Origin of the sequence: Shewanella sp. (genome assembly GCF_041630135.1) — a bacterium.
Lineage (GTDB): Bacteria > Pseudomonadota > Gammaproteobacteria > Enterobacterales > Shewanellaceae > Shewanella.
Genome location: NZ_JBFKLW010000016.1, coordinates 47803 through 72172, shown reverse-complemented (window position 1 = coordinate 72172; position 24370 = coordinate 47803). Strand labels below are relative to the sequence as shown.

Annotated in this window: 19 protein-coding genes; 4 read left to right on the top strand and 15 right to left on the bottom strand. The window is 54.8% G+C overall.

Annotation, left to right across the window (positions count from 1 at the left end):
• The first annotated feature begins 131 nt into the window (after positions 1-131).
• A complete protein-coding gene (locus tag ABYK60_RS06530; RefSeq protein ID WP_372871144.1) occupies positions 132-1106 on the top strand; it encodes a transposase in 975 nt (324 codons plus the stop codon).
• A 1237-nt stretch (positions 1107-2343) separates the two neighbouring features.
• On the opposite strand, the gene ABYK60_RS06525 is transcribed toward ABYK60_RS06530, so the two are convergent.
• The 5 genes from ABYK60_RS06525 to ABYK60_RS06505 form a co-directional block, all read right to left on the bottom strand.
• Entirely contained in the window at positions 2344-2586 is a 243-nt protein-coding gene (locus ABYK60_RS06525) for a hypothetical protein (protein ID WP_372871143.1), read from the bottom strand.
• An 11-nt stretch (positions 2587-2597) separates the two neighbouring features.
• On the bottom strand, positions 2598-3035 hold the full coding sequence (locus ABYK60_RS06520) for a hypothetical protein (RefSeq protein WP_372871142.1): 438 nt from the start codon (positions 3033-3035) through the stop codon (positions 2598-2600).
• A gap of 454 nt (positions 3036-3489) precedes the next feature.
• Complete coding sequence (locus ABYK60_RS06515) at positions 3490-4890, bottom strand: ATP-binding protein (RefSeq protein ID WP_372871141.1); 1401 nt, start codon at positions 4888-4890, stop codon at positions 3490-3492.
• On the bottom strand, positions 4890-5564 hold the full coding sequence (locus ABYK60_RS06510; RefSeq protein WP_372871140.1) for a response regulator transcription factor: 675 nt from the start codon (positions 5562-5564) through the stop codon (positions 4890-4892). The genes ABYK60_RS06515 and ABYK60_RS06510 overlap by 1 nt, the downstream gene beginning before the upstream one ends.
• Before the next feature lie 2 nt (positions 5565-5566).
• Entirely contained in the window at positions 5567-5857 is a 291-nt protein-coding gene (locus ABYK60_RS06505) for a PepSY domain-containing protein (protein ID WP_372871139.1), read from the bottom strand.
• A gap of 219 nt (positions 5858-6076) precedes the next feature.
• On the opposite strand from ABYK60_RS06505, the gene ABYK60_RS06500 reads away from it, so the two are divergent.
• Complete coding sequence (locus tag ABYK60_RS06500) at positions 6077-6892, top strand: choice-of-anchor H family protein (protein WP_372871138.1); 816 nt, start codon at positions 6077-6079, stop codon at positions 6890-6892.
• A 112-nt stretch (positions 6893-7004) separates the two neighbouring features.
• Here ABYK60_RS06500 and ABYK60_RS06495 read toward each other — a convergent pair whose 3' ends face one another.
• A complete protein-coding gene (locus ABYK60_RS06495; RefSeq protein ID WP_372871137.1) occupies positions 7005-8168 on the bottom strand; it encodes a CaiB/BaiF CoA transferase family protein in 1164 nt (387 codons plus the stop codon).
• A gap of 108 nt (positions 8169-8276) precedes the next feature.
• On the opposite strand from ABYK60_RS06495, the gene ABYK60_RS06490 reads away from it, so the two are divergent.
• Positions 8277-9362: a branched-chain amino acid aminotransferase gene (locus ABYK60_RS06490; protein ID WP_372871135.1), complete on the top strand. Its 1086-nt coding sequence runs from the start codon at positions 8277-8279 to the stop codon at positions 9360-9362.
• A 67-nt stretch (positions 9363-9429) separates the two neighbouring features.
• Here ABYK60_RS06490 and ABYK60_RS06485 read toward each other — a convergent pair whose 3' ends face one another.
• The 7 genes from ABYK60_RS06485 to ABYK60_RS06455 all read right to left on the bottom strand — a co-directional run bounded on the left by ABYK60_RS06485 (position 9430) and on the right by ABYK60_RS06455 (position 21375).
• Positions 9430-9612 (bottom strand): hypothetical protein, encoded by a 183-nt coding sequence (locus ABYK60_RS06485; RefSeq protein ID WP_372871134.1) that lies wholly within the window; start codon positions 9610-9612, stop codon positions 9430-9432.
• Positions 9613-9682: 70 nt separating this feature from the next.
• On the bottom strand, positions 9683-14173 hold the full coding sequence (locus tag ABYK60_RS06480) for an EAL domain-containing protein (RefSeq protein ID WP_372871133.1): 4491 nt from the start codon (positions 14171-14173) through the stop codon (positions 9683-9685).
• A gap of 265 nt (positions 14174-14438) precedes the next feature.
• Complete coding sequence (gene prpF / locus ABYK60_RS06475) at positions 14439-15629, bottom strand: 2-methylaconitate cis-trans isomerase PrpF (RefSeq protein WP_372871132.1); 1191 nt, start codon at positions 15627-15629, stop codon at positions 14439-14441.
• Positions 15630-15727: 98 nt separating this feature from the next.
• Positions 15728-18313 carry a Fe/S-dependent 2-methylisocitrate dehydratase AcnD gene (gene acnD / locus ABYK60_RS06470; RefSeq protein ID WP_372871131.1) on the bottom strand — a complete coding sequence of 862 codons (2586 nt, stop codon included), beginning with the start codon at positions 18311-18313 and terminating at the stop codon, positions 15728-15730.
• A gap of 99 nt (positions 18314-18412) precedes the next feature.
• Positions 18413-19549, bottom strand: coding sequence for a 2-methylcitrate synthase (prpC, locus tag ABYK60_RS06465; protein WP_240591594.1), 1137 nt, complete (start codon positions 19547-19549; stop codon positions 18413-18415).
• Positions 19550-19738: 189 nt separating this feature from the next.
• Positions 19739-20623 (bottom strand): methylisocitrate lyase, encoded by an 885-nt coding sequence (gene prpB / locus ABYK60_RS06460; protein WP_372871130.1) that lies wholly within the window; start codon positions 20621-20623, stop codon positions 19739-19741.
• Positions 20620-21375, bottom strand: a complete 756-nt coding sequence (locus tag ABYK60_RS06455; protein ID WP_372871129.1) for a GntR family transcriptional regulator — start codon at positions 21373-21375, stop codon at positions 20620-20622. The genes prpB and ABYK60_RS06455 overlap by 4 nt, the downstream gene beginning before the upstream one ends.
• A gap of 311 nt (positions 21376-21686) precedes the next feature.
• Between ABYK60_RS06455 and ABYK60_RS06450 the strand changes: the two genes are divergently transcribed.
• Entirely contained in the window at positions 21687-22229 is a 543-nt protein-coding gene (locus ABYK60_RS06450; protein ID WP_372871128.1) for a DUF523 domain-containing protein, read from the top strand.
• 70 nt (positions 22230-22299) lie between these two features.
• Here ABYK60_RS06450 and ABYK60_RS06445 read toward each other — a convergent pair whose 3' ends face one another.
• Entirely contained in the window at positions 22300-23241 is a 942-nt protein-coding gene (locus ABYK60_RS06445; RefSeq protein WP_372871127.1) for an acyltransferase, read from the bottom strand.
• Positions 23234-24154 (bottom strand): acyltransferase, encoded by a 921-nt coding sequence (locus ABYK60_RS06440; protein ID WP_372871126.1) that lies wholly within the window; start codon positions 24152-24154, stop codon positions 23234-23236. The genes ABYK60_RS06445 and ABYK60_RS06440 overlap by 8 nt, the downstream gene beginning before the upstream one ends.
• Between the last annotated feature and the right edge of the window lie 216 nt (positions 24155-24370).

Genomic DNA, 24370 nt, shown 5'->3' with positions numbered 1-24370 from the left:
CTAATCTAGATAAACTTCCCACTAAATAGCTGTTCCAAATACAATAACAAAGACACCCATGATTATTGGTAGCTTCCCCGAGGCTTGACTAGGCTTTAAACAAGCCATTGTCAGGATGCGGGGGGGGGGTGATGCCACGGCCAAGGTATACGCAGGAGAGTCTGGAAGACACGCCTTTCTATCACTGCATTAGTCGCTTCGTGCGGCGGGCATTTTTGTGCGGTGTGGACGATTACAGCGGCAAAAGCTATGAACATCGGCGGGATTGGGTCGAGTCCCGTTTGCTGGAGCTTGGTGCTGTGTTTGCGATTGACCTGTGCGCCTATGCGGTAATGTCCAACCATTTGCATCTGGTGCTTCGGGTCGATGCTGTCACGGCAAATCGCTGGTCTTTAGAAGAAGTGCTGACCCGTTGGCAGCAACTGTTTGGCGGTACCTTACTGGCTAAGCGGTTTCTGGCCGGTGAACCGTTATCCGAGATTGAGCGGCTGAGTCTGCTGGAAACGGCGGAAGTGTACCGCGAGCGATTGATGGACATCAGTTGGTTTATGCGGTCATTGAACGAGCCCATAGCCCGACAAGCCAATCGCGAAGATGGCTGTAAAGGCCGCTTTTGGGAAGGGCGGTTTAAGTCTCAGGCGTTACTGGATGAAACAGCGGTGCTGGCGTGCATGGCTTACGTGGATTTGAATCCCATCAGAGCAGGCATTGCACCAACTCCGGAGCAATCCGACTTCACAAGCGTGCAGCGGCGTATCAAGGCGGCAATTCAGGGTGAGCAAGCACCAGAGCTGATGCCCTTTGTCGGCAATGAGCGGCGTAATATGCCGGAAGGCTTGCACTTCAGTGCCCAGGACTACCTGCAATTGGTTGAAGACACCGGCAGACTTTTGCGCGATGACAAGCGTGGCAGTATCAGCGCATCCACCCAAGCGATGCTGAGCCGCCTTAACATTTGCCCTGACAATTGGCTAAAGCTGACCAAAGATTTCACCCGTCTGTTTAAAGGGCCGGTGGGCACATTGGAAGAGCTTAGTCTGTACTGTGAACACTTGAGCCGCCGCCGACGACAAGGCGCAGCCAACTGCCAGAGATTGCTTTGCTGAATACGCCCTTTCCCAGCACACATTAAATACTATCAGAGACATTCTGAGGTTTGGCATGGCTGAAATCAGTCAAAGATAGTCATCAAGCTGACAGCGTCCTACCAAACCGGCCATTTCGCACTCCCAAAAGCGCGCCAATGACGCCCCTGACCCATTGAGTGAGGTCTTGATTAAATTTTCGCGCCACGCGATATAATTTTGGGTGTCTTCATTATCTTGTTATGCCCTCAAGCGGAAAACACACATACTACAAAAGCCCAACAAATCAACGGACCCGACCGCTGACACGGAGTGAACGAAGCCATAGCACTTCGCTCGCAGATAGCACTGCTGTTCAGTCCGGCTTGAGGGAATAACAAAGACACCCATAATTGTTGGTAGCTTCCCCGAGGCTTGACTAGGCTTTAAACAAGCCATTGTCAGGAAGCGGGGAGGTGGGTGATGCCGCGGCCAAGGTATACGCAGGCGCAAAAAGAGAGGGCAGGCACAACTTTAAATCAGTGCTGGTAGATGACACTTTTTCTCCCTCGAAGTGGCCGCAGAGGATGGGTTCAAATGCCGTGGGCGAGGCATGGATGCCGAGACAACGCCAGTCGAATCAGGGATGAGCGTCTGGCGTGATAGGCAATTTGAATCCAATACTCAAGGGGCTGTCCGCTTCGTCGGGAGTCGCAGGGGGATTGGACAAGGGGGCCTGTCGAAACGGCCCCCTTTCCTCGGGTGTGGGTTGAAGACCCACGACCTTCTGTCGCTTGTAAAGCGACTTTCATCTCTCGTTGATCGAAGAGCAACAAAATCGCTTCAGTCTTTCGAAAACGACATCCAAACCTCATAGCCGCCAACTCTTGCTGCCTTAAGCACGCAACTCTCACCCCATGCAGCGGGCTGCAAACAAAACTTTCAGTCGTTACGTCAAACGACAAAGAACTCACTGGGGGAAAGACACCTCAAACCGCGCGCCGCCGAGCTGGCTCTTTTGCATGGATGCAATTGCCTGTCGAAACGGCCCCCGCGTGGCGTGCAGAGCACTTCGGCTTCCGCTAAGCGACAGAAATTTTTCTGTCGCTTGCCTTTCAGGCTCGCTTTCGCCCTTTCCTCGGGTGTGGGTTGGCGAGTGTCGCACAGCGACAGGCTCACGAGCGAGAGCCAGGGATGGTGAACTGGCCGTTATGCATGGATGCATTTGCCCCACGACCTTTCGTCGCTTTTAATCTACTTTCGTCGTTTAAACCGACCTTTAGATAAGGTCTTTTAAGCTGATTCTTGGATCGTAGTCGCTTATCAGTTGCTGTAAAACCTCAACAGCCGTTATCAGGTGTTCGCCATCTGGCGTGTGTACTGCGAGGCCGCCGTTGTGAATGGCATCTATCAACAGCTTGATCCTTTTGACGCCATAAGCATGGCCGGTGGCGATTTGTAGCGCAGCTATGATCTCCACTATATCATCCCACTCAATGCGAGTCGCTTTATCATCGAACATAGTAATTCGCCTTAGAGCTGCTGTCTTCTTACCCCAACTACCCTGTAGTCCTTTATGTCGACTATCCAGTTTGCATAATCATCAAAGTCATTCAGCGCAGAGCTCATGTGATAGATGAGTTGAAAGTCACTCAGGTCACTATCGCTATCCATCCCAATAGTGACACCCTGGAAGTCAAATGCAGCGTCGCTGTAACCCGCGCCCCAAAACGCTGTGGACAGTATTGCCAACTGTGCTAATCCGTCGGATTTGAGGGTGTCAAAAGCGTCTGTTTCGAGAAAGCTTAGAATCCTGACCAACAGCTCATCGTCATATTCTTCCTGATAGATTTCAACGCTGAAATCCTGCCCATCAGCCGCAGATATTTCGCAAATCCAGACGTCATCGAAGTATCTAAAAATATGGTGGTTTTCAGTCGTCACACACTCTTTTGCTCTTTCGATAGTCATTGCATAAATCCATTTGGTTCAGTTAGAAGATGTCACAGAGATAGCACAGTGGCGCAGGATTACTTCATTAACACTTCACCCGCAGATGGCACCTTACTTTCATTCCCCCTTCGGTGCAGCTAAGGGTGTTGGAATTGGGCGCGTAGCCGAGACAAGGACGTCGAGGCTGGTTCGGTCGAACAGGGATGTGAGTCCGAACCAGTAGCAAGACCAACTCCATAAACCCGAAGGGCTTTCGGCACCGTTTGGGGCGTCCTTTGGGTTGCAAGGGGCTTTGGACGAGCAAAGCACCTTGCCCCGGTGAAGCCTGGAAGGCTTCGATTTGTGTCGCTTGCAAAGCGACTTTCATCTCTCGTTGCTCGAAGAGCAACAAACTCACTTTCGTCGTTTGAAAAACGACTTCAAAAAACTTCCCGTCGCTAAGTCTAGCGACCTCCTGCATACGATCCTCACGTCATTGAGGAAATGACACCTCAAACCTCGCGCCGCCGAGCAAATCACTGCGTCCAAGCAGCAAGCGCCCCTGATAGGCATCGGTGAGATCCTGCACTATGGCAAGGCCAATCCCATGGCCCTTATCGTAGGTATCGGCGCGAATACCGCGCTCAAAAATCTTATCCCGCATCGACTCATCCACCCCGGGGCCGTCATCCTCGACAATAAGCCGCAGCCTGCCATCCTGCTTGGCGGCGGTTAAACACACCCGCGAGCGGGCGGCCTTGCAGGCGTTATCCAAAAGATTCCCCAGAAGCTCAGTCAAATCCCCTTTATCGCCTTTAAACACCAGTTCGGCCGTGAGCTTAAGCTCGAAGTCGATGCCCTTATCGCCGTGGATTTTGCTTAAGGTGCGCGTTAACCGCTCTGCCTGGGGCAGGATTTCCACCCCCTGGTGCCAGGAGGCGGCGCCGGCGCTCTGGGCCCGTTTTAGCTGATGGCTGATGCTGTGGCTGATGTTGTCCACCTGCTCCATCACGGCATCGTCCAGCCCCGGGTGGCTTTGCAGCACCGCCAGTGGGGTTTTTAAGCTGTGGGCCAGGTCCGACAGGGCATTGCGGTAGCGTTTACGCTGGTTTTGCTCTGTGGTGAGCAGCGAGTTGAGCTGATGCACCAGCGGCCCAAGCTCCGCGGGGTAATTTGTGTCTATGCGCTCCTTGTCGCCGTGCTCCACGGCTTTGAGTTCGGCCTCGAACCGTGACAGCGGCTTCAGGGTCCAGCGCAGCCACAGGCTCAGCACCACGGCGAGCAGTGCCAATGCCAGCAGCAGATAACGCCACAGGCTGGACTCGAATTCGGTAAGGGCTTCGCGGTAACGCTGCTGGGATTTAAGAATGTGAATACTCAGGGGCACGTCTGCGCCCTTGCTTTCGTAGACGGCGGTAAAGCTCATCACGAACAGCGGCTCGTCGTTAAGCCGGGTTTCGCCAAATACCTTGGCATCGGCGCCGGGGGCGGGGCTTGGCAGTGCCGTGATGGCACCATGGCCAATGAGGGAGCCTGAGCGCCACAGCACTTCGCCTGCGCCTGATCGCACCTCGGCGTAGAGGCCTGAGCCATCGACATTGAACTGGGGTTCACTCAGGAACGGTGGCATTTCCAGCTTGCCGTCTATCACATCGGTTTGTGCCAGCACCGAGTAAATCAGGGCGCCGAGCTCGTCACGGCTGCCTGCCAGCGCCTGCCGTTCAAACGCCTGAAACAGGGCAATGCCAAGGGCGGGCAGCAGCAATGCCACCAGCATGGCGGCACTGACAAACAGGCGTGTTTTCAGGGATAGGCGATCGATGAAGGCTGTTGCCTGCTTTTGGGCGGGTACGGCTGCAGGCACTGGTTTGGGCGTAGCGATTGAGTCAGACATCAGGTCAGCAGATTCAGACGGTAGCCCTGGCCGCGCAGGGTTTCAATCAGACCGAGCTGGTTGTCCGGGTCGAGCTTTTTACGCAGCCGGCGGATAAAGACTTCAATCACATTGGAGTCGAGGTCAAAGTCCTGATCGTAAATATGTTCGGTAAGCACGGTTTTGGACTGCACCTCGCCCCGGTGCATCATCAAAAATTGCAACAGCCGGAACTCGGAGGCCGACAGGCTGACCCGTGCGCCGTTAAGCAGCACTTCGCCGCTGGCGGTATTGAGGGTGACAGGGCCGTTTTCGATGATGGGGCTTGCCTTACCTGCGCTGCGGCGAATAAGCGCCTTTAAGCGCGAGGCCAGTTCCCGAGGGTGAAACGGCTTGGTGAGGTAGTCGTCGGCACCGGCATCCAGGCCTTCGACCTTGTCTTCCCAGCTGTCGCGGGCGGTGAGGATAAGAATAGGGAACTCGCGACCCTCGGCGCGCAGTTTGGTGACCAGACTGATGCCATCAAGCTTGGGCAGGCCCACGTCAATAATGGCGGCGTCGTAGTCGTATTCCAGCCCCTGAAACAGCCCCAGCTCGCCGTCGGCGGCCACATCCACGCTGTAGAGGTTTTCTCTGAGGTGATCCCCCAGATTGGCGGCCAGGGCCGCATCGTCTTCAACCAGTAACAGGCGCATTATCAGTCTCTCCCAACCCGTCCGGTACGGGCATCCACAGATACATAAAATACCTTGCCATCATCGCTGACCATTTTTATCCGGTAGCCAGGGTTGCCACCCACCTGGCTGCGGCTGACCTTGAGCACCCGTCCGGGATAGCGGCTGGCGGCCATACCGGCGGCCTGATCGCCACTGGTGACCCTGAGTGCCTGCTGCTGACCCTGATTGTTCATTTGGGCCAATGCCGCGGTGGGCTGAGCCAGCTGCAAACTGGCGCCGAGCAAGATTGTCAGCAAAAACCGGTATTTCATGTCTTTAATCTCTGCGTATTTATGGTGCCAGTGTAAAAGATCCCCCGCGTGAAAGGAAAGCGCAGGTGGCGTTAAGTTCCTTTTGTATTGTGCTCCCATGCCATAGCAATAGCTGGCAAAGCCTGAACATCCGCTGAAAACAGGTTTTTTTCATGTTCAGGAAGCGTTCATCGCGAAGAGGATTTAATGGCCTCAACCAGTCAGAATGAGGACGCGACTATGAAGACTTCAATCCAGGGTACTTTTGCTTCTTTTGGCATTAAAACTGTGTTGGCGGCCATGCTGCTGGCAGGTGGTGCAGCCAGCGCCAACGAAACCACTGGTGAGCCCATAGGCGTACCTATGGTGCAATCAGTTGGCAGCCAGTTGGCGCAGAAGCCGGACGACAGCCGCTATGTGGATGAAGAGGCCGCAAACGCGCTTAAAACAAGGGTTAACCAAATTAAGGCGGTGGCCGCCGAGCCCAAAACCCGCGAGCAGGTGGCAACGCAAAAGCAAAGCAGTGCCAAGATGCAGCTTAGTCGTCAGCAAAGTTATGGGGTTTACCACGAGTTCAGCTTTTACGGCGCTTTTTCACGGCTGTTTGAAGACCGGGACTATGACGGCTTTCACCGCAGCTTCGCAGTGACTTTCGATGCGGATGTGTATTCCAGCTATGGTGATGAATCCGTGCCTGTGTATGCCGAGTTGTACTTAAGCCGCAATGGCGGTGACTGGGTGCGTTACTTTACCACCGAAACCTTTTATATCCGTGGTGCCAATGAGTTGGATGATTATGAAGTGGTGACAACACTGGCTCAGGGGTATGGCACCGATCACTATGATGTGCTGATTGATCTCTATGAAGTGGGTTATGGCGACATAGTGGCCACCATCAGTTCGGACGACACCGATGGCCTGTACGCGCTGCCGCTGGAGAGCGCCAATTATGACCGCGAACAGGAAGTGGTAGTCGAAGTGGAGAGCGGTGGCAGTATGGGGGCAGGCGCGCTGGTGCTGCTGGCGCTTGGAGGCTGGCTACGCCGTAAACGGTAAACCCCAGAGCCCAGACTCTAGAATCTAGAATCTAGAATCTAGAGTCTGGGACCCATTCCCCATTCCCCATTCCCCATTCACCATTCCCCATTCACCACTCCCTGCTCCCCATTCACGCCTCAAGCCCGTCAAGCCAGGCGAGCAGTTCGGCCTGATGTTCGCCAAGTTGTGGTGGTGGCAGCGGCGAGTTCAATGGTTCTCCATCCATTCTCACCGGGCAGCCCACAAAGGGCAGCCTTTCGCCGTTAAAGTCGCGCTCGATTTGCATTTTCCTGTGTATGGCCTGGGGTTCACTCAAGGCCTCAGCTACGGTATTGATGGGACCTGCGGGCACTCCGGCGTCTGCCAGTTCAGTTAACCATTGTGCCTTGGTTTTGCCTTGCATGGCCCGTTGAATGATGGGCAGCAACAGTTCCCGGTGCATGACCCGTCCGGCGTTTGTGGCAAAGCGGCTATCCTGCGGCAGTTCATTCAGCCCTGCCAGCTCACAGAAGCGGGCAAACTGGCCGTCATTGCCCACGGCTAAAATCAGATGGCCGTCGGCACAGGCAAAGGCCTGGTAGGGCACTATATTGGGGTGGGCATTGCCAAGCCGGGGGGGATTTTGGCCACCGGCGAGAAAGTTTTGCGCCTGATTGGCCAGCATGGCGAGCTGCACATCGAACAGCGCCATATCGATATGGCAGCCAATGCCTGTGGTCTGGCGCGCCACTATAGCGGCAAGAATGGCATTGGCTGCGTAAAGTCCGGTAAAAATGTCGGTAATGGCCACGCCGGTTTTCATCGGCTCGCTGGCCGCAGTGCCGGTGAGGCTCATCAGGCCTCCCATGGCCTGGATCATAAAGTCGTAGCCTGCGCGGGGTGCATCGGGGCCGCTCTGGCCAAAACCGGTGACTGAGCAGTACACCAGTGCCGGATTAAGCTGCCTGATGCTTTCATAATCCAGTCCGTATTTGCCAAGGCCACCTACTTTGAAGTTTTCCAGCAGTATATCGCTGTGGCGGGCAAGTTTCTGAATTCGTGCCACATCTTCCGGTTTTTTCAAATCCAGCAGCAGGGATTTTTTACCGCGGTTGGCGGCCAGGAAGTAGGCTGCATCACCCTGTGAGTGGCCTCCTGCGTAGGGTGGCCCCCAGTGGCGGGTGTCGTCGCCGCCGTCAGGATGTTCAATCTTGATTACCTCGGCCCCCATATCGGCCAGCAACTGGCTGCACCATGGGCCGGCCAGCACTCTTGATAAATCCAGCACCCGCAGGCCTTTGAGCGGTTGTTTCATGGAGTTTCCTTATTGGTTTACAGCTTCTTTTTGTTGGAAATAGCGCCGCTCTTGACTTTATCCCTGCTGCTCCCTAGTCTGCAAGGTCAGTTATCAAGGTGGTATGCAATGGATATAAAGTACAATTTAAAACCCGCATCTGAGCGCCGCACTGAGCCTTTTGAACCTCAGGGAGAAGTGGGATTCGGCAAGCTTCGTACCGATCATATGTTTATGATGGATTACAAGGACGGCCAGTGGCAAAACGCCCGCATTGAGCCCTACGGTCCCTTTGAAATGATGCCTGGCGCCATGTCGCTGCATTATGGCCAGTCCATCTTTGAAGGCGCCAAAGCCTTTATGCATGACGATGGCGAAATCTATACTTTCCGGCTCGACAAAAATGCCCAGCGCCTGAATCGCTCTGCTGACATTGTCTGTATTCCGAACATTCCGGAAGCTGTGCAGCTGGAAGCCATCAACGCCCTGATTGATGTGGATCGTTTGTGGTTCCCCCGTCAGGAAGGCGCCTGTCTTTATATCCGCCCCTTTGTATTTGCCACTGAAGACCGCCTGTCGGTGAGTCCGTCGAATCAGTACACCTTCTGTGTGGTACTGAGCCCGAGCGGCGCTTACTATGGTAAAAATCTCAATGCCATTCGCCTGCTGATCACCACCAAATATCACAGAGCGGTTTCCGGTGGTACCGGTGCCTCCAAGGCTGCCGGTAACTATGCCGCTTCGCTGCGCGCCGGAAAGGCTGCCGCCGAACACGGGGCGGCACAGGTGTTGTATCTGGATGCGACCAACCAGTACATCGAAGAAGTGGGCGCCATGAACCACTTCCATATCCGTAAAGACGGCACCCTGATTATTCCTGAATTTACTGACACCATTTTGCGCTCTATTACCTCTGAGTCGATTCTGGCGCTGGGTGAGGAGCTGGGCTGTGAAGTGCGTCAGGAAACCATAAAGCTCACTGACTTTATTGCCGATATCGAAGCCGGTGAAATCGTTGAGGCCGGTGGTTTTGGCACCGCTGCCGTTGTATCGCCGGTTGGCTCTTATATCTTCGAAGATGGCCGCATCGTCACCGTGGGAGATGGCAAGGTGGGTGAACGCATTGGCCACATCTACAAGGTGTACACCGAGATGCAAAAAGGTCTGCGCCCTGCGCCGGAAGGTTGGGTGCGCAAGGTTGAGCACCGCGGCTGAATGCCTCGTCGGATGTACCAATAAAAAAGCTCCCTTTGGGAGCTTTTTTATTGGTTGCTGACTTAGGTTAAGCTGGCCTTTGCAACGTGGTTTTCGCAGCTTTTGTCTTTGTTTTGTGCAACGCCACCGGAAGGTGGCCTTGCTCTGCTGCAACGAGCACCAATGCAGCAGAAAACAACGAAAAATGCTGCATTAAGGGGTTGGCTATACGCGCTTTACCCTTGGTTGCAAGGTATTTGCTTAGGCTCACCAGGCGACACCTGTTGCGTCGCGAATAAAGCGCGTCTGGAGCAGATCCAACCATGAAAGGTCAACTGGCCCTAAGTCTTCTCAGAGGTGGAGTGTTGCTTAAGCAAGGCCAGTGCATCGGCGGCCGACATCGGCTTACCCAGCATAAAGCCCTGCACTTCGTCACAGCCGTGGCGGCGCAGGTGCTCAAGCTGAGCTTCGTTCTCAACCCCTTCGGCCACCACATTCAATTCCAGGCTGTGGGCCAGGGCGATAATAGCGCCTGTGATGGCGGCATCATCGGGATCTGTGCTGATGTCGCGCACAAATTCACGGTCAATTTTCAGGGTATCCAGTGGGAAGCGTTTCAGATACGCCAGACTTGAGTAACCGGTACCAAAGTCGTCTACCGCCAGTGACACTCCAAGTGTCTTGAGCCGCTGCAGCACAGCAACTGACTCCTGCGGGCTTTTCATGATCATCGATTCTGTCAGTTCCAGCTCAAGACACCTTGCAGGCAGCCCAGCCACCGCCAGCGCCACTTCGATAGTGGACAGAATATCTGCCTTTAACTGGCGTGCCGACAGGTTTACAGCCACATGCAGATTGTCAAAGCCGGCAGCGGCCCATATGGCCATATGGCCACATGCCTCGTTGACGACCCAATGCCCCAGTTGGTTAATCACACCAATTTCTTCGGCCAGTGGAATAAATTCAGCCGGTGAAATGGGCCCCATTTCATGGCTGTGCCAGCGCAAGAGTGCTTCAAATCCGGTAATGCGGCCATCACTGACCTTATACTTGGGTTGAAAGGCCAGGCTTAACTCATTGCGTTCAATGGCTTGTTTCAGGCCGGACTCCAGCTGCACATGACGCATGGCGTATTCGTTAAGGCGCGAGGTGTAAAACTGGAAGTTGTTTCTGCCCAGCGACTTGGCGTGATACATGGCAGTATCGGCAAATTTAATCAGTGATGCACTGTCTTCGGCATCCAGCGGATACAGGCTGATGCCTATGGAAGGCGAGATGGTGAGTACCTGATCTTCCAGAATGAAGGGTGTGTGGAAGGCGCGAATGAGCTTCTCGGCAATGACGGTAGCCGCCTTGGACTTATTGACGCCTTCCAGAATAATGGTGAATTCGTCGCCGCCGAGACGGGCGACAGTGTCGCCTTCGCGGACACTGTTTTGCAGCCGGTGAGCCACGGATTTAAGCAGCAGGTCGCCTATGTGGTGCCCCATGGAGTCGTTGATGTGCTTAAAGCGGTCAAGATCCAAAAACAGCAATGCCACCATGTTCTCTGTCCGGTGTGCCTGAGTCAGCGCATGGTTCAGTCTGTCCTGGAACAGGGTACGGTTGGGCAGTTGGGTCAGCGGGTCGAATGAGGCCAGCTGGCGCAGGTCTTCTTCGGCTTTTTTACGGTCGGTAATGTCGGTGAACACGGCCACAAAGTGGCTGGCCTCGGATTTAGTGTCCAATACCTGATTGATTTCGAGCCAAATGAGGATGGCGCGCTGATCCCGGGTGCGGATTTTCAGCTCGCCGGTCCAGTGCTTGTTGCGTAGTAATTGCTGTTCTATGGTTTCATACAGGGCTCGCAATTCCCGGTCGTAGGCGAGGAATAAAAAGTGCTTGCCCTGCATTTGCTGAGGGGTGTAGCCGGTAATAAGGGTAAAGGCAGGGTTCACCGAGGCAATGCGGTAATCCAGACTGCCCACTACCACGGCTTCGTTCATGCTGGCCAGTACCTGCGCCGACAACCTGAGCTCGTTTTCGATGTTTTTGCGGTTGGTGATGTCCTTGTGGGTGCCTACCATTCGCAGGGGATTGCCGTCTTTATCGCGATCGACCACCTTACCCCTGTCCAGCACCCAAACCCATTTACCCGGTGATTCCTCTACCCGATATTCGGCTTCATAGAATGCCCGTTCACCGTCGATGTGATTTTCAACCGCCTGCAGTACCTTGGGTCTGTCTTCTGAATGAATTTTTTCAAACAGCAGTGGGCCATCGACCTGCTGTTGCATGTGGGGATGCATGCGGGTGCGGAACACATTGCCGCTGGGGATGTCCCAGTCCCACATGCCATCACCCGATGCCCACAACGCCAGTTTGAGACGCTCCTCCGAGGTGCGGATACTGGTTTCAAATTCCTGTCGCTGAGCTTTTTTGGCGCGGCGCTCGCGCCAGAACCAGCCCAGCAAGCCTATGATCAGGATTAGGTAAATGAGGTAAGCCGGTGCTGTGCGGTAGAAGGGAGCCTTGACCTTCAGTGGAATAGTTAATACCTGATGCCCCAGCGGATTGGCGTTTAAGCCATGGCGGATGTGCAGCAGGTAATCCCCCGGGCTTAGGTTGGTATAGGTAATATGGGAGAGCGCCTGGGCCGAGCGCCACTGGTTGTCAAAACCCTGTAAAAAGAACGCGAATCTGTCTTCGCCGGGGTAAGAAAAATCCAGTGACGTTACTTCAAAGCTGATGACCTTATCTTCATATGCAATTTGTACGGGCGGGGGCGTGCTAAGATCGAGCACCCGGGTTCGCTTGCCCCCAACGCTGTAGTTGGTCAGGGCAAGTTTGGGTTCCTGACGAACTCTGGGTATATCCCCGGGACGGAAACGGGTAATACCATTTATGCCGCCAAACCACAGATAGCCGTCTTCGCCGGCCAGCTTTACGCCACCGTTGTATTCCTGATCCTGCAATCCCTCAAATTTGTTGAAAGTGACAATACGGTCTTCGCCGGGAATATAGCGGCTGATGCCAGCATTGCTGGAAAACCAGAATTGGCCTTCTTTGTCTTCCAAAATGGCGTAAATGGTATCGCTCGGCACCCCATTGTTTGTGCTCAGGCGGCTGATTTTCCAGTTGTTTCCGTCTTTTCTGAAAATGCTGATACCACCATGGGTGCCAACCCAGATATCACCATTGCGTGCCTGATAAATGTCCCTGATCCGGTTATTGCCCAAGCTTTGGGGGTTGTCTGGATGGTGAGTGAACACTTCACTGGCGCCGGTTTGGGGGTTAATACGCACCATGCCATCCAGGGTGCCAAGCCACAGCCATTCATCGATAGCGCGGATCACCAGGATTTGACTGGATGGCAGACGGTCATCAATCAGGCTTTTAAGATCGAATTTTCGCAGCTCATCACTTTCAAGTGGCATATAGTAGAGATCTTCATCTGAACTAACCCAGATATTGCCTCGCTTATCGAACGCCAGACTGCGTCCCTGCCCCCGTTTCTGCTCAGGCTGGAACAGGGTAAATTTGCCATCCGGTGCCAGCTTGCCCAGCCCATAATTGGTGGCAAACCAGAGTGTTCCTGTGTGGTCTGCCTGTATGTCTCTGACAACCAATGAGAAGGATTCTTCCGGGATACCCAGTGCGTCGGCAAAAAGTGCTGTGCGGTATTGATAATCCGGTTTATCGGGGCTCAGGGTTTTTACGCCGGAGCCCTCTGTTCCTACCCACAGGGTGCCATCCGGTGTTTGGTGAATGGCACGCACCATGTTGATTTGCTTTGGCAGAGAGGTGTTGTTGTCGAACAGGTGCTCAAAATACTGGCGGCGGATATTGATTTTATCCAGCCCTGAATAACTGCCGCCCAGCCACAACACGCCATTGGGATCCAGCAGCAGGCTCATCAGGCTGTTATCACTGATATCGCGGAAACTTCGGGATTCATTTCTGTGATAGCGGGCATGCCAGGTATCTGTGTTTCTCAGTTCGATAAGTCCGGCACCCGGTGCTATGGCCCATATCTCGTTATCGGAGGCGATGGTAAAGTCGCTCACATCGCCCTGGAAAAAACTTTGTGGGTCGCTGTGCCAGATTTCCTCGGCAGTGTGTGCATCCATATCATAGCGCCACAATCCCTGACCTATGGCGACATACGCCTGATTATTGAGGCTCTTGATTTGCTTTGCAGGCTTATCCGAGGGTAGTTTGAGTCTGACAATATTATTACTGCTGACTGCGTAGGTGCCGTGCTGCGCCGTACCCACTACCAGGTATTCATCAGAGACATTGCCCAAAGCAGTGATTTGTGGGTACAGGGCATTGCCCAGCGGAATCGGGCGTATTTGGCCGCTCTTGCGCTGCATGGCAAACAAACCCTTTTCTGTCCCAATCCACAGGCTGTCACCTATGACTTCCAATTGAGTGGTTTTCAGCTCTGCAAGGCCATCCTTATCGCCAAAATGCTGAAATTGACCACTTTTTAAATCCAGCCTGTTAATGCCCTGGGTATAGGTAGCCACCCAGATAAAACCTTCTGGATCCTGAATAATGTCGGTGACATAGCCTTCGGAAATGCTTTGTGTATTGTTGGAGTCAGGCAGAAACAGGCCAAATTCCTGGCCATTGAAGTAATGCAGTCCATCCTGGGTACCAATCCAAAGCATACCCGCTTTATCAGAGTACAGGCTGGTGATGGTGTTTTGGTTCAGCCCATCACTGCTGCTGAAATGCTGAAATTCCAGAGTGTTATGATATTTATAGTTGCCGTGATCGGCTCTTGCCGTCGAAAGGCAAAGGGCCAGGAACAGAATCGACAAGGAGCCAAGAAGTGCTCGAAACATGCTTCTCCAATCTAGCAAGGGGTGGCCCGTGTGCAGTGTGCTGCATCTTTCTGGCCCGGATGTATCTCCCGCATTCATCTTTAAAGCCTGAATGCCCTTTGTTCCTTACAGGGAATGAGTGTTGTTTTTTTGTTGTTAGTGGTTAGATTCTAGCGCCCGGGCAGAGGGTGTCAATTTGCTTGTAACACAAAACCATAAAAAGAAAAAAGGCCCCGCCGGAAGGGAATAAGCGGAGCCTTGGTGAAGCGTGTAATACCTGGGGTGTTTACTCTTGTGGCACCCGCACAGTGCCTTCCATCAAAATACGTGCCGAGCGGCTCATGATGGCCTTGGTGACTGTCCATTGGCCGTTCACCTGTTTGGCCTCGGCGCCGACGCGCAGAGTGCCGGATGGATGACCGAAACGTACCGCCTGACGCTCACCGCCACCGGCGGCCAGATTCACCAGGGTGCCGGGAATAGCGGCCGCCGTGCCTATGGCCACCGCAGCTGTGCCCATCATGGCGTGGTGCAGCTTGCCCATGGACAGCGCCCGCACCAGTAAATCCACCTCGGTGGCATCAATGTTTTTGCCGCTCGACACCACATGGGTCATGGGCCTCGTCACAAAGGCTACCTTGGGGGTGTGCTGGCGGGTCTTGGCTTCATCGAGGGTCTTGATAAGCCCCATTTTAATGGCGCCGTGGGCGCGCAGCTGCTCGAACATGTCAAGCGCCGCCGGATTGCCATTGATGGCCTCCTGCAGCTCGTCACCGCGATAGCCAAGGTCTTCGGCATTGACAAAAATGGTTGGGATCCCGGCATTGATCAGGGTCGCCTGAATTTTGCCGCTTAAGTGCACCTCGGTAGGCACTTCCAGCTCGTCCACCAGATTGCCGGTGGGGAACATGGCACCGCCGTCTTCGCCGTCATCTGCAGGATCAACAAACTCCAGCACGATTTCGGCGGCGGGGAAGGTCACTCCATCGAGCTCAAAGTCGCCGGTTTCCTGCACTTCGCCGTTAGTCACAGGCACATGGGCAATAATGGTTTTGCCGATATTGGCCTGCCAGATCCGCACTTCGCAGATGCCGTTTTCAGGTACCCGGGACGAATCAACCAAACCCGCGTGAATGGCAAAGGCGCCGGCGGCGGTTGACAGGTTGCCGCAGTTACCGCTCCAGTCAACGAAGGCGGTGTCGATGGACACCTGACCATAGAGGTAGTCCACATCGTGATTGGGCACGCTGCTTTTATTCATGATCACGCACTTGCTGGTGCTGGACGTGGCACCGCCCATGCCGTCGGTGTGCTTGCCGTAAGGGTCGGGGCTGCCAGTCACCCGCAGCAACAGCGCATCACGGGCGGCTCCCGGCACCTGTGCCGCCTCAGGCAAATCGTCGAGGCGGAAAAACACCCCTTTGGAGGTTCCGCCACGCATATAGGTGGCAGGAATGCGGATTTGTGGTTTAAACATTTTAATCTCCAAAAAACGATTGGGGCGAGGCCGCCGCGCGCAGTGTAGGAAGTCCTACATGAGCACGGCCAACAAAGCCCCGGGTGCAACAGGCCGCGTTATGAATTAGCCAAAAAGTCCTGCGCAAAACGCTGCAGTACGCCGCCTGCCTCATAAATTGAGACTTCTTCGGCGGTATCCAGGCGACACTTCACCGGCACTTCCAGGGTTTGACCATTTGTCTTATGCACTAATAGGGTCAGGCTTGCACCCGGGGTGCGCTCGCCCTTCACATCGAAGGTTTCAGTGCCGTCGATGCCGTAAGTCATGCGGGTTTCGCCGGGCATAAATTCCAGCGGCAACACGCCCATGCCCACCAAATTGGTGCGGTGAATACGCTCGAAGCCTTCGGCCACAATCACTTCGACACCGGCAAGACGCACGCCCTTCGCGGCCCAGTCACGGCTGGAGCCCTGACCGTAGTCCTTACCGGCGACAATGATCAGCGGCTGCTTGCGCTCCATGTAGGTTTCAATGGTTTCCCACATGCGCAGCACCTTGCCCTCAGGCTCAAGGCGGGCGAGTGAGCCCTGCTTCACCTTGCCGCCTTCGTCTTTCACCATCTCGTTAAAGAGCTTGGGATTGGCGAAGGTGGCGCGCTGGGCTGTCAGGTGGTCGCCCCTGTGGGTGGCGTAGGAGTTAAAGTCTTCCTCCGGCAGGCCCATTTTGGCGAGATACTCACCGGCGGCGGAGCTTGCCATAATCGCATTGGATGGCGACAGGTGGTCGGTGGTGATGTTGTCACCCAGCACCGCCAGTGGCCGCATGCCGCTTAGGGTTCGCTCACCGGCAAGGGCGCCTTCCCAGTAGGGCGGGCGGCGAATGTAAGTGCTCTGTGGACGCCAGTCGTACAGTGGCTTCTCGGTGCCGTATTCCACGGCGAGGTTAAACATAGGGTCATATACGGCACGGAACTGCTCGGGCTTCACCGACGACTTGATGATGGCATCGATTTCGGCATCTTCCGGCCACAGGTCTTTAAGGGTGACGGCATTGCCGGCATCGTCTGTGCCGAGCACATCCTTTTCAATATCGAAGCGCACAGTGCCTGCGATGGCGTAGGCCACGACCAATGGCGGCGAGGCCAGAAACGCCTGCTTGGCATAGGGGTGGATACGGCCGTCGAAGTTACGGTTGCCCGACAGCACGGCGGTAGCGTACAGATCCCGCTCGATGATTTCCTGTTGGATGGCTGGGTCCAGCGCGCCGCTCATGCCGTTACAGGTGGTGCAGGCAAACGCCACGATGCCGAAGCCGAGCTGCTCAAGATACGGCAACAGACCCGCTTCTTTCAGGTACAGCTCAACCGCCTTGGAGCCGGGGGCCAGAGAGGTTTTCACCCATGGCTTGCGCACCAGACCTTTTTGCACCGCGTTGCGGGCAATCAGACCCGCGGCAATCACGTTACGTGGGTTACTGGTGTTGGTACAGCTGGTGATGGCGGCGATGATCACAGCGCCATCGGGCATCTTGCCGGCTTCCTCTTGCCAGTTGTCGGCAATGCCTTTGGCGGCCAGGTCGCTGGTGGCCAAACGGGCATGAGGGTTGGAAGGGCCTGCCATGTTGCGTACCACACTGGAGAGGTCAAACGTCAGTACCCGACTATAGTCGGCACCTGTCATGGCATCCGCCCACAGACCTGTGGTCTTGGCGTAGTGTTCAACCAGCTCGACCTGCTTTTCATCACGGCCGGTGAGGCGCAGATAGTCGATGGTCTGCTCGTCGATATAGAACATGGCGGCGGTGGCGCCATATTCGGGGGTCATGTTGGAGATGGTGGCGCGGTCACCTAGGGTAAGCGCCTTGGCTCCTTCGCCGAAGAACTCAAGGTAGGCACCTACAACCCGCTCTTTACGCAAAAATTCGGTCAGCGCCAGCACCACGTCAGTGGCGGTAATGCCGGGGTTTGGTTTGCCGGTAAGCTCAACGCCGACGATATCCGGCAGGCGCATCCAGGAAGCGCGCCCCAGCATCACGTTTTCGGCTTCAAGGCCACCCACGCCGATGGCGATAACGCCGAGCGCGTCCACGTGGGGCGTGTGGCTGTCGGTGCCGACGCAGGTGTCGGGGAAGGCGATGCCGTCACGCACCTGAATAACCGGTGACATCTTTTCCAGATTTATCTGGTGCATGATGCCGTTGCCGGGGGGGATCACATCCACATTGCGAAACGCCTTTTTGGTCCAGTTGATAAAGTGGAAGCGATCGTCGTTGCGTCTGTCTTCGATGGCGCGGTTTTTCTCAAAGGCGTCTTTTTCAAAGCCGCCGTGCTCCACCGCCAGTGAGTGATCCACAATCAGCTGGGTGGGCACCACAGGGTTGACCTTGGCCGGATCGCCGCCTTTGGCGGCAATGGCATCACGCAGGCCGGCAAGGTCTACCAGCGCCGTTTGGCCGAGAATGTCGTGGCACACCACCCGGGCAGGGAACCAGGGGAAGTCGAGGTCTTGCTTACGGTAAATCAGCTGGCTCAAAAAGTCGTTAAGGCGCGCAGGCTCGGCCTTGCGCAGCAGGTTTTCGGCCAGCACCTTGGAGGTGTAGGGCAGTTTATCGAAAGCTCCGGGGGCGATGGCGTCCACCGCTTCGCGGGTATCGAAGAAGCTTAAATTGGTGCCGGGCAGCGGCTTACGGAATTGAGTGTTCATAACGGCGTTCCAGACAGGCAAAGGGCGCGAATAGTGAATGGCTGTTGTTGTTATTGCGCTGAGATTAATGGGGCCGACTGCTCGTCGGCCCCGCTGTTATCAGCCGCGCTCGCTGATTGGGGTCACGCTGCGCAGTTCCACACCCACATAATCGGCGCTTGGGCGGATGATGCGGTTGTTGCTGCGCTGCTCCATCACGTGGGCTGTCCAGCCGCTGACCCGTGAGCAAACAAAGATGGGGGTGAACAGCTTGGTGGGAATGCCCATGAAGTGATAGGCGCTGGCGTGGAAGAAGTCAGCGTTACAGAACAGCTTCTTTTGTTCCCACATAAAGGCTTCGCAGGCTACGGAAACACGGTACAGACGGTCGTCGCCGTATTCCTTGGCAAGCTTTTCAGACCACTCTTTGATGATGGCGTTGCGTGGGTCTGACTCGCGGTAGATGGCGTGACCAAAGCCCATGATCTTCTCTTTGCGCTCCAGCATGCCTGCCAGTACGTCGCGGGCGTGCTGCTCGTCGCGCATGTCCTGAATAAGCTCCATGGCCGCTTCGTTGGCACCGCCGTGCAGCGGGCCACGCAGAGAGCCGATGGCACCGGTTACGCAAGAGTGCATATCAGACAGAGTTGAGGCACACACGCGGGCGGTGAAGGTTGAGGCATTGAACTCGTGCTCGGCGTATAGGATGAGGGATACATCCATTACCCGGGCGTGCAGAGCAGAAGGCGCCTTGCCGTGCAGCAGGTGCAGGAAGTGGGCACCGATTTGCTCGTCATCGGTCTCGGTTTCGATGCGCACACCATCGTGGCTGAAGCGATACCAGTAGCAGATGATGGACGGGAAGGCCGCCAGCATGCGGTTGGTTACATCAAACTGGTCGGCAAAGCTGTGTTCAGTTTCCAGGTTGCCCAGCATGGAGCAACCAGTACGCAGTACATCCATGGGGTGAGCATTGGCGGGAATGCGCTCCAGCACCTCTTTCAGTGCCTGTGGCAGTCCACGCAGGCCTTTGAGCTTGGCGCGGTAGTTGTCCAGCTCCAGCTGGGTTGGCAGCTCGCCGTAGAGAATGAGGAAGGCGACTTCTTCAAAGCTGGCGTTTTCGGCCAGATCTTTTACGTCATAGCCACGATAGGTGAGGCCTGAGCCTGATTTACCCACGGTGCTCAGGGCGGTTTCACCGGCGCTCTGACCACGCAGGCCTGCACCACTCAGTTTTTTATCGGTTGTCTCAGCCATTTTGCATTCCCTCGTTAACTCGTTTGTTCTTGTCTGCCGGCATCGGTAGGGCGATGGGGTCCCGGCACTGGTTATGGATTACTTTGTTCGCCCCGGGGCTTTAGCCGGGGCGGGAAGCAGCTACTGCCTGGGCCTTATGCCCCGCTGTCTTCGTCCTTGCTTGTCTGTTACCTGTTCAGGCCTGCGGCCTTATTTGTTTTTTCCTTCGGCAAAGAGGCGGTCGAGTGTGTCTTCAAAGCTGTGGTAGTTCAAAAACTCGTACAGCTCTTTGCGGCTTTGCATGGTGCCCAGCACATTGCGCTGGTGGCCATCGTTCATCAGCGCCTGCATTACTTTAAGGGCGGCCTGGTTGGCGGCGCGGAAGGTGCCAAGTGGGTACAGCACCATGTCGGCACCGGCTTCATACAGGGCTGACTTATCAAACAGCTCTGTCTGACCGAATTCAGTCATATTGGCGAGGATGGGCGCTTTTACGGCATCCTTAAACTTGCGGTACTGGGGCAGCTCGGTCAGGGCTTCGGCAAAAATCATGTCTGCACCTGCCTCGATATAGGCCTGGGCGCGCTCGATACCGGCATCCAGCCCTTCCACGGCTACGGCATCGGTGCGGGCCATGATGACGAAGTTCTCGTCGGTGCGGGCATCCACGGCGGCCTTGATGCGGTCAACCATTTCCTGAGTGCTGACCACTGCCTTGTTGGGGCGATGACCACAACGCTTCTGAGATACCTGGTCTTCCATATGCACAGCAGCAACGCCGACCTTTTCAAACTCTTTGATGGTGCGGGCGATGTTGAAGGCGCCGCCCCAGCCGGTGTCGATATCGACCAGCAGTGGTAGCTGGGTGGCTGAAGTGATGCGGCCGGCATCAATCAGCACATCGTTCATGGAGGTCATGCCCAGATCCGGCAGGCCATAAGAGGCGTTGGCCACCCCGGCACCCGACAGATAGAGAGCCTGAAAGCCGGTCTTTTCGGCCATCAGAGCGAAATAGGCGTTGGTGGTACCTACGATTTGCAGTGGCTTTGAGCGTGCCAGTGCGTCGCGAAAACGCTTGCCTGCGCTGTGGGTCATGCTGTCTCTCCCTTTAATTGCTGTGTGTTGGCGAAGGCCGCTGAGCTTTGCTCGCGGGCGTTGGCCTCGGCCTTAAGTTCTTTAAGACGGGCTTCGGTATTGCGCCGTCCCTGTTCGATATGACGCTGCATCAACAGCGCTGCCAGCTCACCGTCTCTGTCGCTGATGGCTTCGACTATGCGCCTGTGTTCAGCAATGGCTCGACTGGGGCGCTGGTGGTTGCTGCACTGATAACGGTACATCCGCAGCAGGTGGTACAGGCCACCCATCAGAGTTTCCTGCAGGTGTTTGTTGCCGCTGGCACGGATGATTTGGTAGTGGAAATCCACATCACCCTGCTCCTGAAAATAGGTATCGCCCTGTTTAAGCGCCGCTTCCTGATGTGCCAGCAGCGCTTGTAACTCGGTCAGCTGCGCCTCGGTGATACGCTCAGCTGCGAGGCGGCAGGCCATGGCTTCAAGGGTGGAACGCAGATCGTAAAGATCATTCAGTTCTTCCGCTGACAGCTGAGCTACCCTTGCGCCCACATGGGGCATACGTACCACCAAACGTTGTCGCTCCAGGGTTTGCAGGGCTTCACGGGTGGGGCCACGGCTGATGCCAAATTGGGCGGCCAATGCCTGTTCGTTTATTTTGCTGCCGGGAGCCAGTTCGCCTTTGATAATCGCTGTTTGAATGGCACTCAGCACCTGATCGGCCAGCGTGGTGGCGCTGCGTTCTGTGCTTATGTCTTTATCGTTGCTCTGGCTCATTCGGCGACTCTGGTTTGTTGGGGCGGGCATCATCGGATGCGTGCTGCCGCTGGCAATGGTTGAAAATTAGACCTGTTACGGCAGATTGTCAACAATCTGTTGACGTAGACGTAAGTCTAAGATTTTATCGCCCTCGAGTGTTTATGTGTCTATGTGTATGTTTTATAGGTATTAAATGATTTTGCACGCTTTCTGTTATGTTTGCGTTACAACGATTGGTAAAGATTTATTGTCGACAACTGGCGGTTTTGTACTTTGTCTGCAAGGCATGGGAACATATATCCAGGCTGTTTCAGATAAGGGTGAATTGGATGGAAAAAATACTGGTGAGCGCCTGTTTGATGGGCGAAGCAGTGCGCTACGACGGCAAAGATAATTTGCTGGATTCGCCTTTGTGGCAGCGATGGCAGCAGGAGGGGCGTTTGGTCAGCATCTGCCCCGAGTGCGTTGGCGGTTTACCGACGCCCCGCCCGCCAGCGGAAATCCTGAGCCCTTTGGCAGAAATCAGCCGCTATCCTGCAGAAATCAAAAAGCCGTCAGCGGAAAAGCAAACACCAGACCCAAACCAGAGCATTCGGGTCGTCACAGTGATGGGGGAGGATGTGACTGATGCCTTCGTGCTGGGCGCAGAGGCGGCTTTAAGGCTGGCCGGAAAAGAAAATATTCGCTTTGCCATTCTCAAAGCGCGAAGTCCGTCATGCGGTAAGGGGCAGATTTACGATGGCAGCTTTTCCCGCACTTTGATTGATGGAAATGGCATTACCGCCGCGCTGCTGATCCTGCACGGAATTGAGGTATTTACTGAGGATGAGTTGCCACTTATCGACGAGCGTTTAACTCAGGTGTCGCCCTGACCACCCGTAGAGTCCGCCTGCAAAAAAGCCGACGGGTGTCGGCTTTCGGTTCGCATCACAATCAGAAGACTCAGCGGCTTCGCTCGGTGAGCTCGCGGTAGCTGTCGGTGCAGGCATTGTGGTGGGTCAGTAATTCATGGATCTGGGTATCTTTTTGCTGCCAGATCTCGTTAAGCCAGCGCTGGAACTGGGCGCGGTATTCTGCATTTTTGAAATACTGCTTGTTATCCACATGGGGCACTGGCAGCGCTTCAATGCGGATCACAATCTTGCTCACCTTCCCTTGCATGACACCTGAGAGAATATCCTTTGGTGCATCAGGATAGACTACGGTGACGTTAAGCAGGTGGCTGAATTGTTCACCCATGGCGGAAAGCGCAAAGGCAATACCCCCTGCCTTGGGCCGCAGCAGATAGCGGTAGGGCGAGTTCTGCCGGGCACGCTTTTCTTCGGTAAAGCGGCTGCCTTCCACATAGTTAATGATGGACGTTGGCAGATCGCGGAACTTTTCGCAGGCTTTGCGGGTAGTTTCCAGATCCTTGCCCTTGAGTTTGGGATTCTTTTTCAGCTTTTCAGGACTGGTGCGATTCATAAAGGGCATGTCCAGCGCCCAGCAACCCAGACCCATAATAGGCACATATAAAAGTTCTTTTTTGAGGAAAAACTTGAGCATGGGAATGTGGTTGCGCAGGATATAAGTTTGCGCGGCTATATCAAAACCACTCAAATGGTTGCTGACAACCAGATACCAGCCGTTTTTGTCGAGATTCTCGAGTCCCTTTACGTCCCACTCTATTTTCGCAATCAGTTTGAGGATGGCACCATTGAGAGTGGCCCATAACCACATCAAGCGGTTCATCAGCATGGTGATCCGGACCCGACCGGATTTAATGGGAGTCAGCAGCTTGAACAGGCCGCCAATTGAGATCAGTGAGCCGCAAACAGCAGTGTTGATAATCAATAAACTACCGCTTAATAAAAACAACAGCGGGCCAGGCAAAAAGTTAAGCATGTTGTTCAGAAACCTCGGTTTTTATCTCTTCTTTATCGGAAAGCTGAGTCAGAACGCCGTCTTTACGGGCCCAGATCTGATTGAGCTGCTCCTGGAAGTCCTGCTTGAATCCGCGGTCGTTGATGTAGTCGCCGCGCATTTCGGGGCAGATATCAGCCACTGCCACATGCACCCGAATTTCATCCACCTGACCGGAGATAAAGTCCCAGAAACTGGGTACCTTGCCGGGGTAGTAAATGGCCACATCCACCAATTTGTGAATGTGTTCTCCCATGGCTGATAGCGCAAAGGCCATGCCGCCAGCTTTGGGACGAAGCAAGTGCCGGAAGGGTGAGTTTTGCTTTTGGTGCTTGGCCGCCTGAAAACGGGTGCCTTCGACAAAGTTCATTACGCTCACCGGCTTGTCTTTAAACTTGGCGCAGGCGCGGCGGGTGATTTCAATGTCCTTGCCTTTGAGCTTGGGGTTCTTTTTCAGCTCAGCTGTGGAATAGCGGCGCATAAAGGGGAAGTCCAGCGCCCACCAAGCCAGACCAAGCACTGGCACATAGAGCAGCTCTTGCTTGAGGAAGAACTTGAGGAAAGGGATTTTGCGGTTGAATACCCGCTGCAGCACCAGAATATCGACCCAGCTCTGGTGATTGGCTATTACCATGTACCACTCATCGCGCGTCAGCTCAGCATTGCCCTGCACCTCGATACGTACCGGGTGCAACAGATTCTGATTAAAACTGTTTACCGAAATCCAGTTGGAGGCGCAGCCATCAACCAGATAAGACATGAATTTGCGCAGGGCTGGGATGGGCAGCAGTTTTACCAGGCCAAGCACCAGTATGGGGATACACCAAAACAGGGTGTTTAATGTATAGCCTGTAAAAGCAAGTGAGCCTCTGATAAGCGACAACAGCGGGCGCATTCATACCTCCGGAATTTTGTGGAGGCCTATGTTAACCGTGAATGCCCCATTGCTCAATCGCACCTCAGTGCCAAGATATTTGGTAATGTCGCCGCTGTGTATTGAGTTGGTTTCGGCAAAGCAGATGCAAAATCTGTGGAAATGGCAGACGTGGGAAGGTTCACGGTCTTAAGGATGCTGTAAATGAAGTGGGTGGATGCTTGGATTGATGAGGTT

Excerpts from the sequence above, each read along its gene's own strand:
- ABYK60_RS06440 (WP_372871126.1), bottom strand. The coding sequence starts at position 24,154 with ATGCGCCCGCTGTTGTCGCTTATCAGAGGCTCACTTGCTTTTACAGGC.
- ABYK60_RS06530 (WP_372871144.1), top strand. The coding sequence starts at position 132 with ATGCCACGGCCAAGGTATACGCAGGAGAGTCTGGAAGACACGCCTTTC.
- ABYK60_RS06505 (WP_372871139.1), bottom strand. The coding sequence starts at position 5,857 with ATGAAATACCGGTTTTTGCTGACAATCTTGCTCGGCGCCAGTTTGCAG.
- ABYK60_RS06510 (WP_372871140.1), bottom strand. The coding sequence starts at position 5,564 with ATGCGCCTGTTACTGGTTGAAGACGATGCGGCCCTGGCCGCCAATCTG.
- prpF (WP_372871132.1), bottom strand. The coding sequence starts at position 15,629 with ATGTTTAAACCACAAATCCGCATTCCTGCCACCTATATGCGTGGCGGA.
- ABYK60_RS06480 (WP_372871133.1), bottom strand. The coding sequence starts at position 14,173 with ATGTTTCGAGCACTTCTTGGCTCCTTGTCGATTCTGTTCCTGGCCCTT.
- ABYK60_RS06490 (WP_372871135.1), top strand. The coding sequence starts at position 8,277 with ATGGATATAAAGTACAATTTAAAACCCGCATCTGAGCGCCGCACTGAG.
- ABYK60_RS06445 (WP_372871127.1), bottom strand. The coding sequence starts at position 23,241 with ATGCTTAACTTTTTGCCTGGCCCGCTGTTGTTTTTATTAAGCGGTAGT.
- ABYK60_RS06500 (WP_372871138.1), top strand. The coding sequence starts at position 6,077 with ATGAAGACTTCAATCCAGGGTACTTTTGCTTCTTTTGGCATTAAAACT.
- ABYK60_RS06455 (WP_372871129.1), bottom strand. The coding sequence starts at position 21,375 with ATGAGCCAGAGCAACGATAAAGACATAAGCACAGAACGCAGCGCCACC.
- ABYK60_RS06495 (WP_372871137.1), bottom strand. The coding sequence starts at position 8,168 with ATGAAACAACCGCTCAAAGGCCTGCGGGTGCTGGATTTATCAAGAGTG.
- ABYK60_RS06520 (WP_372871142.1), bottom strand. The coding sequence starts at position 3,035 with ATGACTATCGAAAGAGCAAAAGAGTGTGTGACGACTGAAAACCACCAT.
- prpC (WP_240591594.1), bottom strand. The coding sequence starts at position 19,549 with ATGGCTGAGACAACCGATAAAAAACTGAGTGGTGCAGGCCTGCGTGGT.
- acnD (WP_372871131.1), bottom strand. The coding sequence starts at position 18,313 with ATGAACACTCAATTCCGTAAGCCGCTGCCCGGCACCAATTTAAGCTTC.
- ABYK60_RS06450 (WP_372871128.1), top strand. The coding sequence starts at position 21,687 with ATGGAAAAAATACTGGTGAGCGCCTGTTTGATGGGCGAAGCAGTGCGC.
- ABYK60_RS06515 (WP_372871141.1), bottom strand. The coding sequence starts at position 4,890 with ATGTCTGACTCAATCGCTACGCCCAAACCAGTGCCTGCAGCCGTACCC.
- ABYK60_RS06525 (WP_372871143.1), bottom strand. The coding sequence starts at position 2,586 with ATGTTCGATGATAAAGCGACTCGCATTGAGTGGGATGATATAGTGGAG.
- prpB (WP_372871130.1), bottom strand. The coding sequence starts at position 20,623 with ATGACCCACAGCGCAGGCAAGCGTTTTCGCGACGCACTGGCACGCTCA.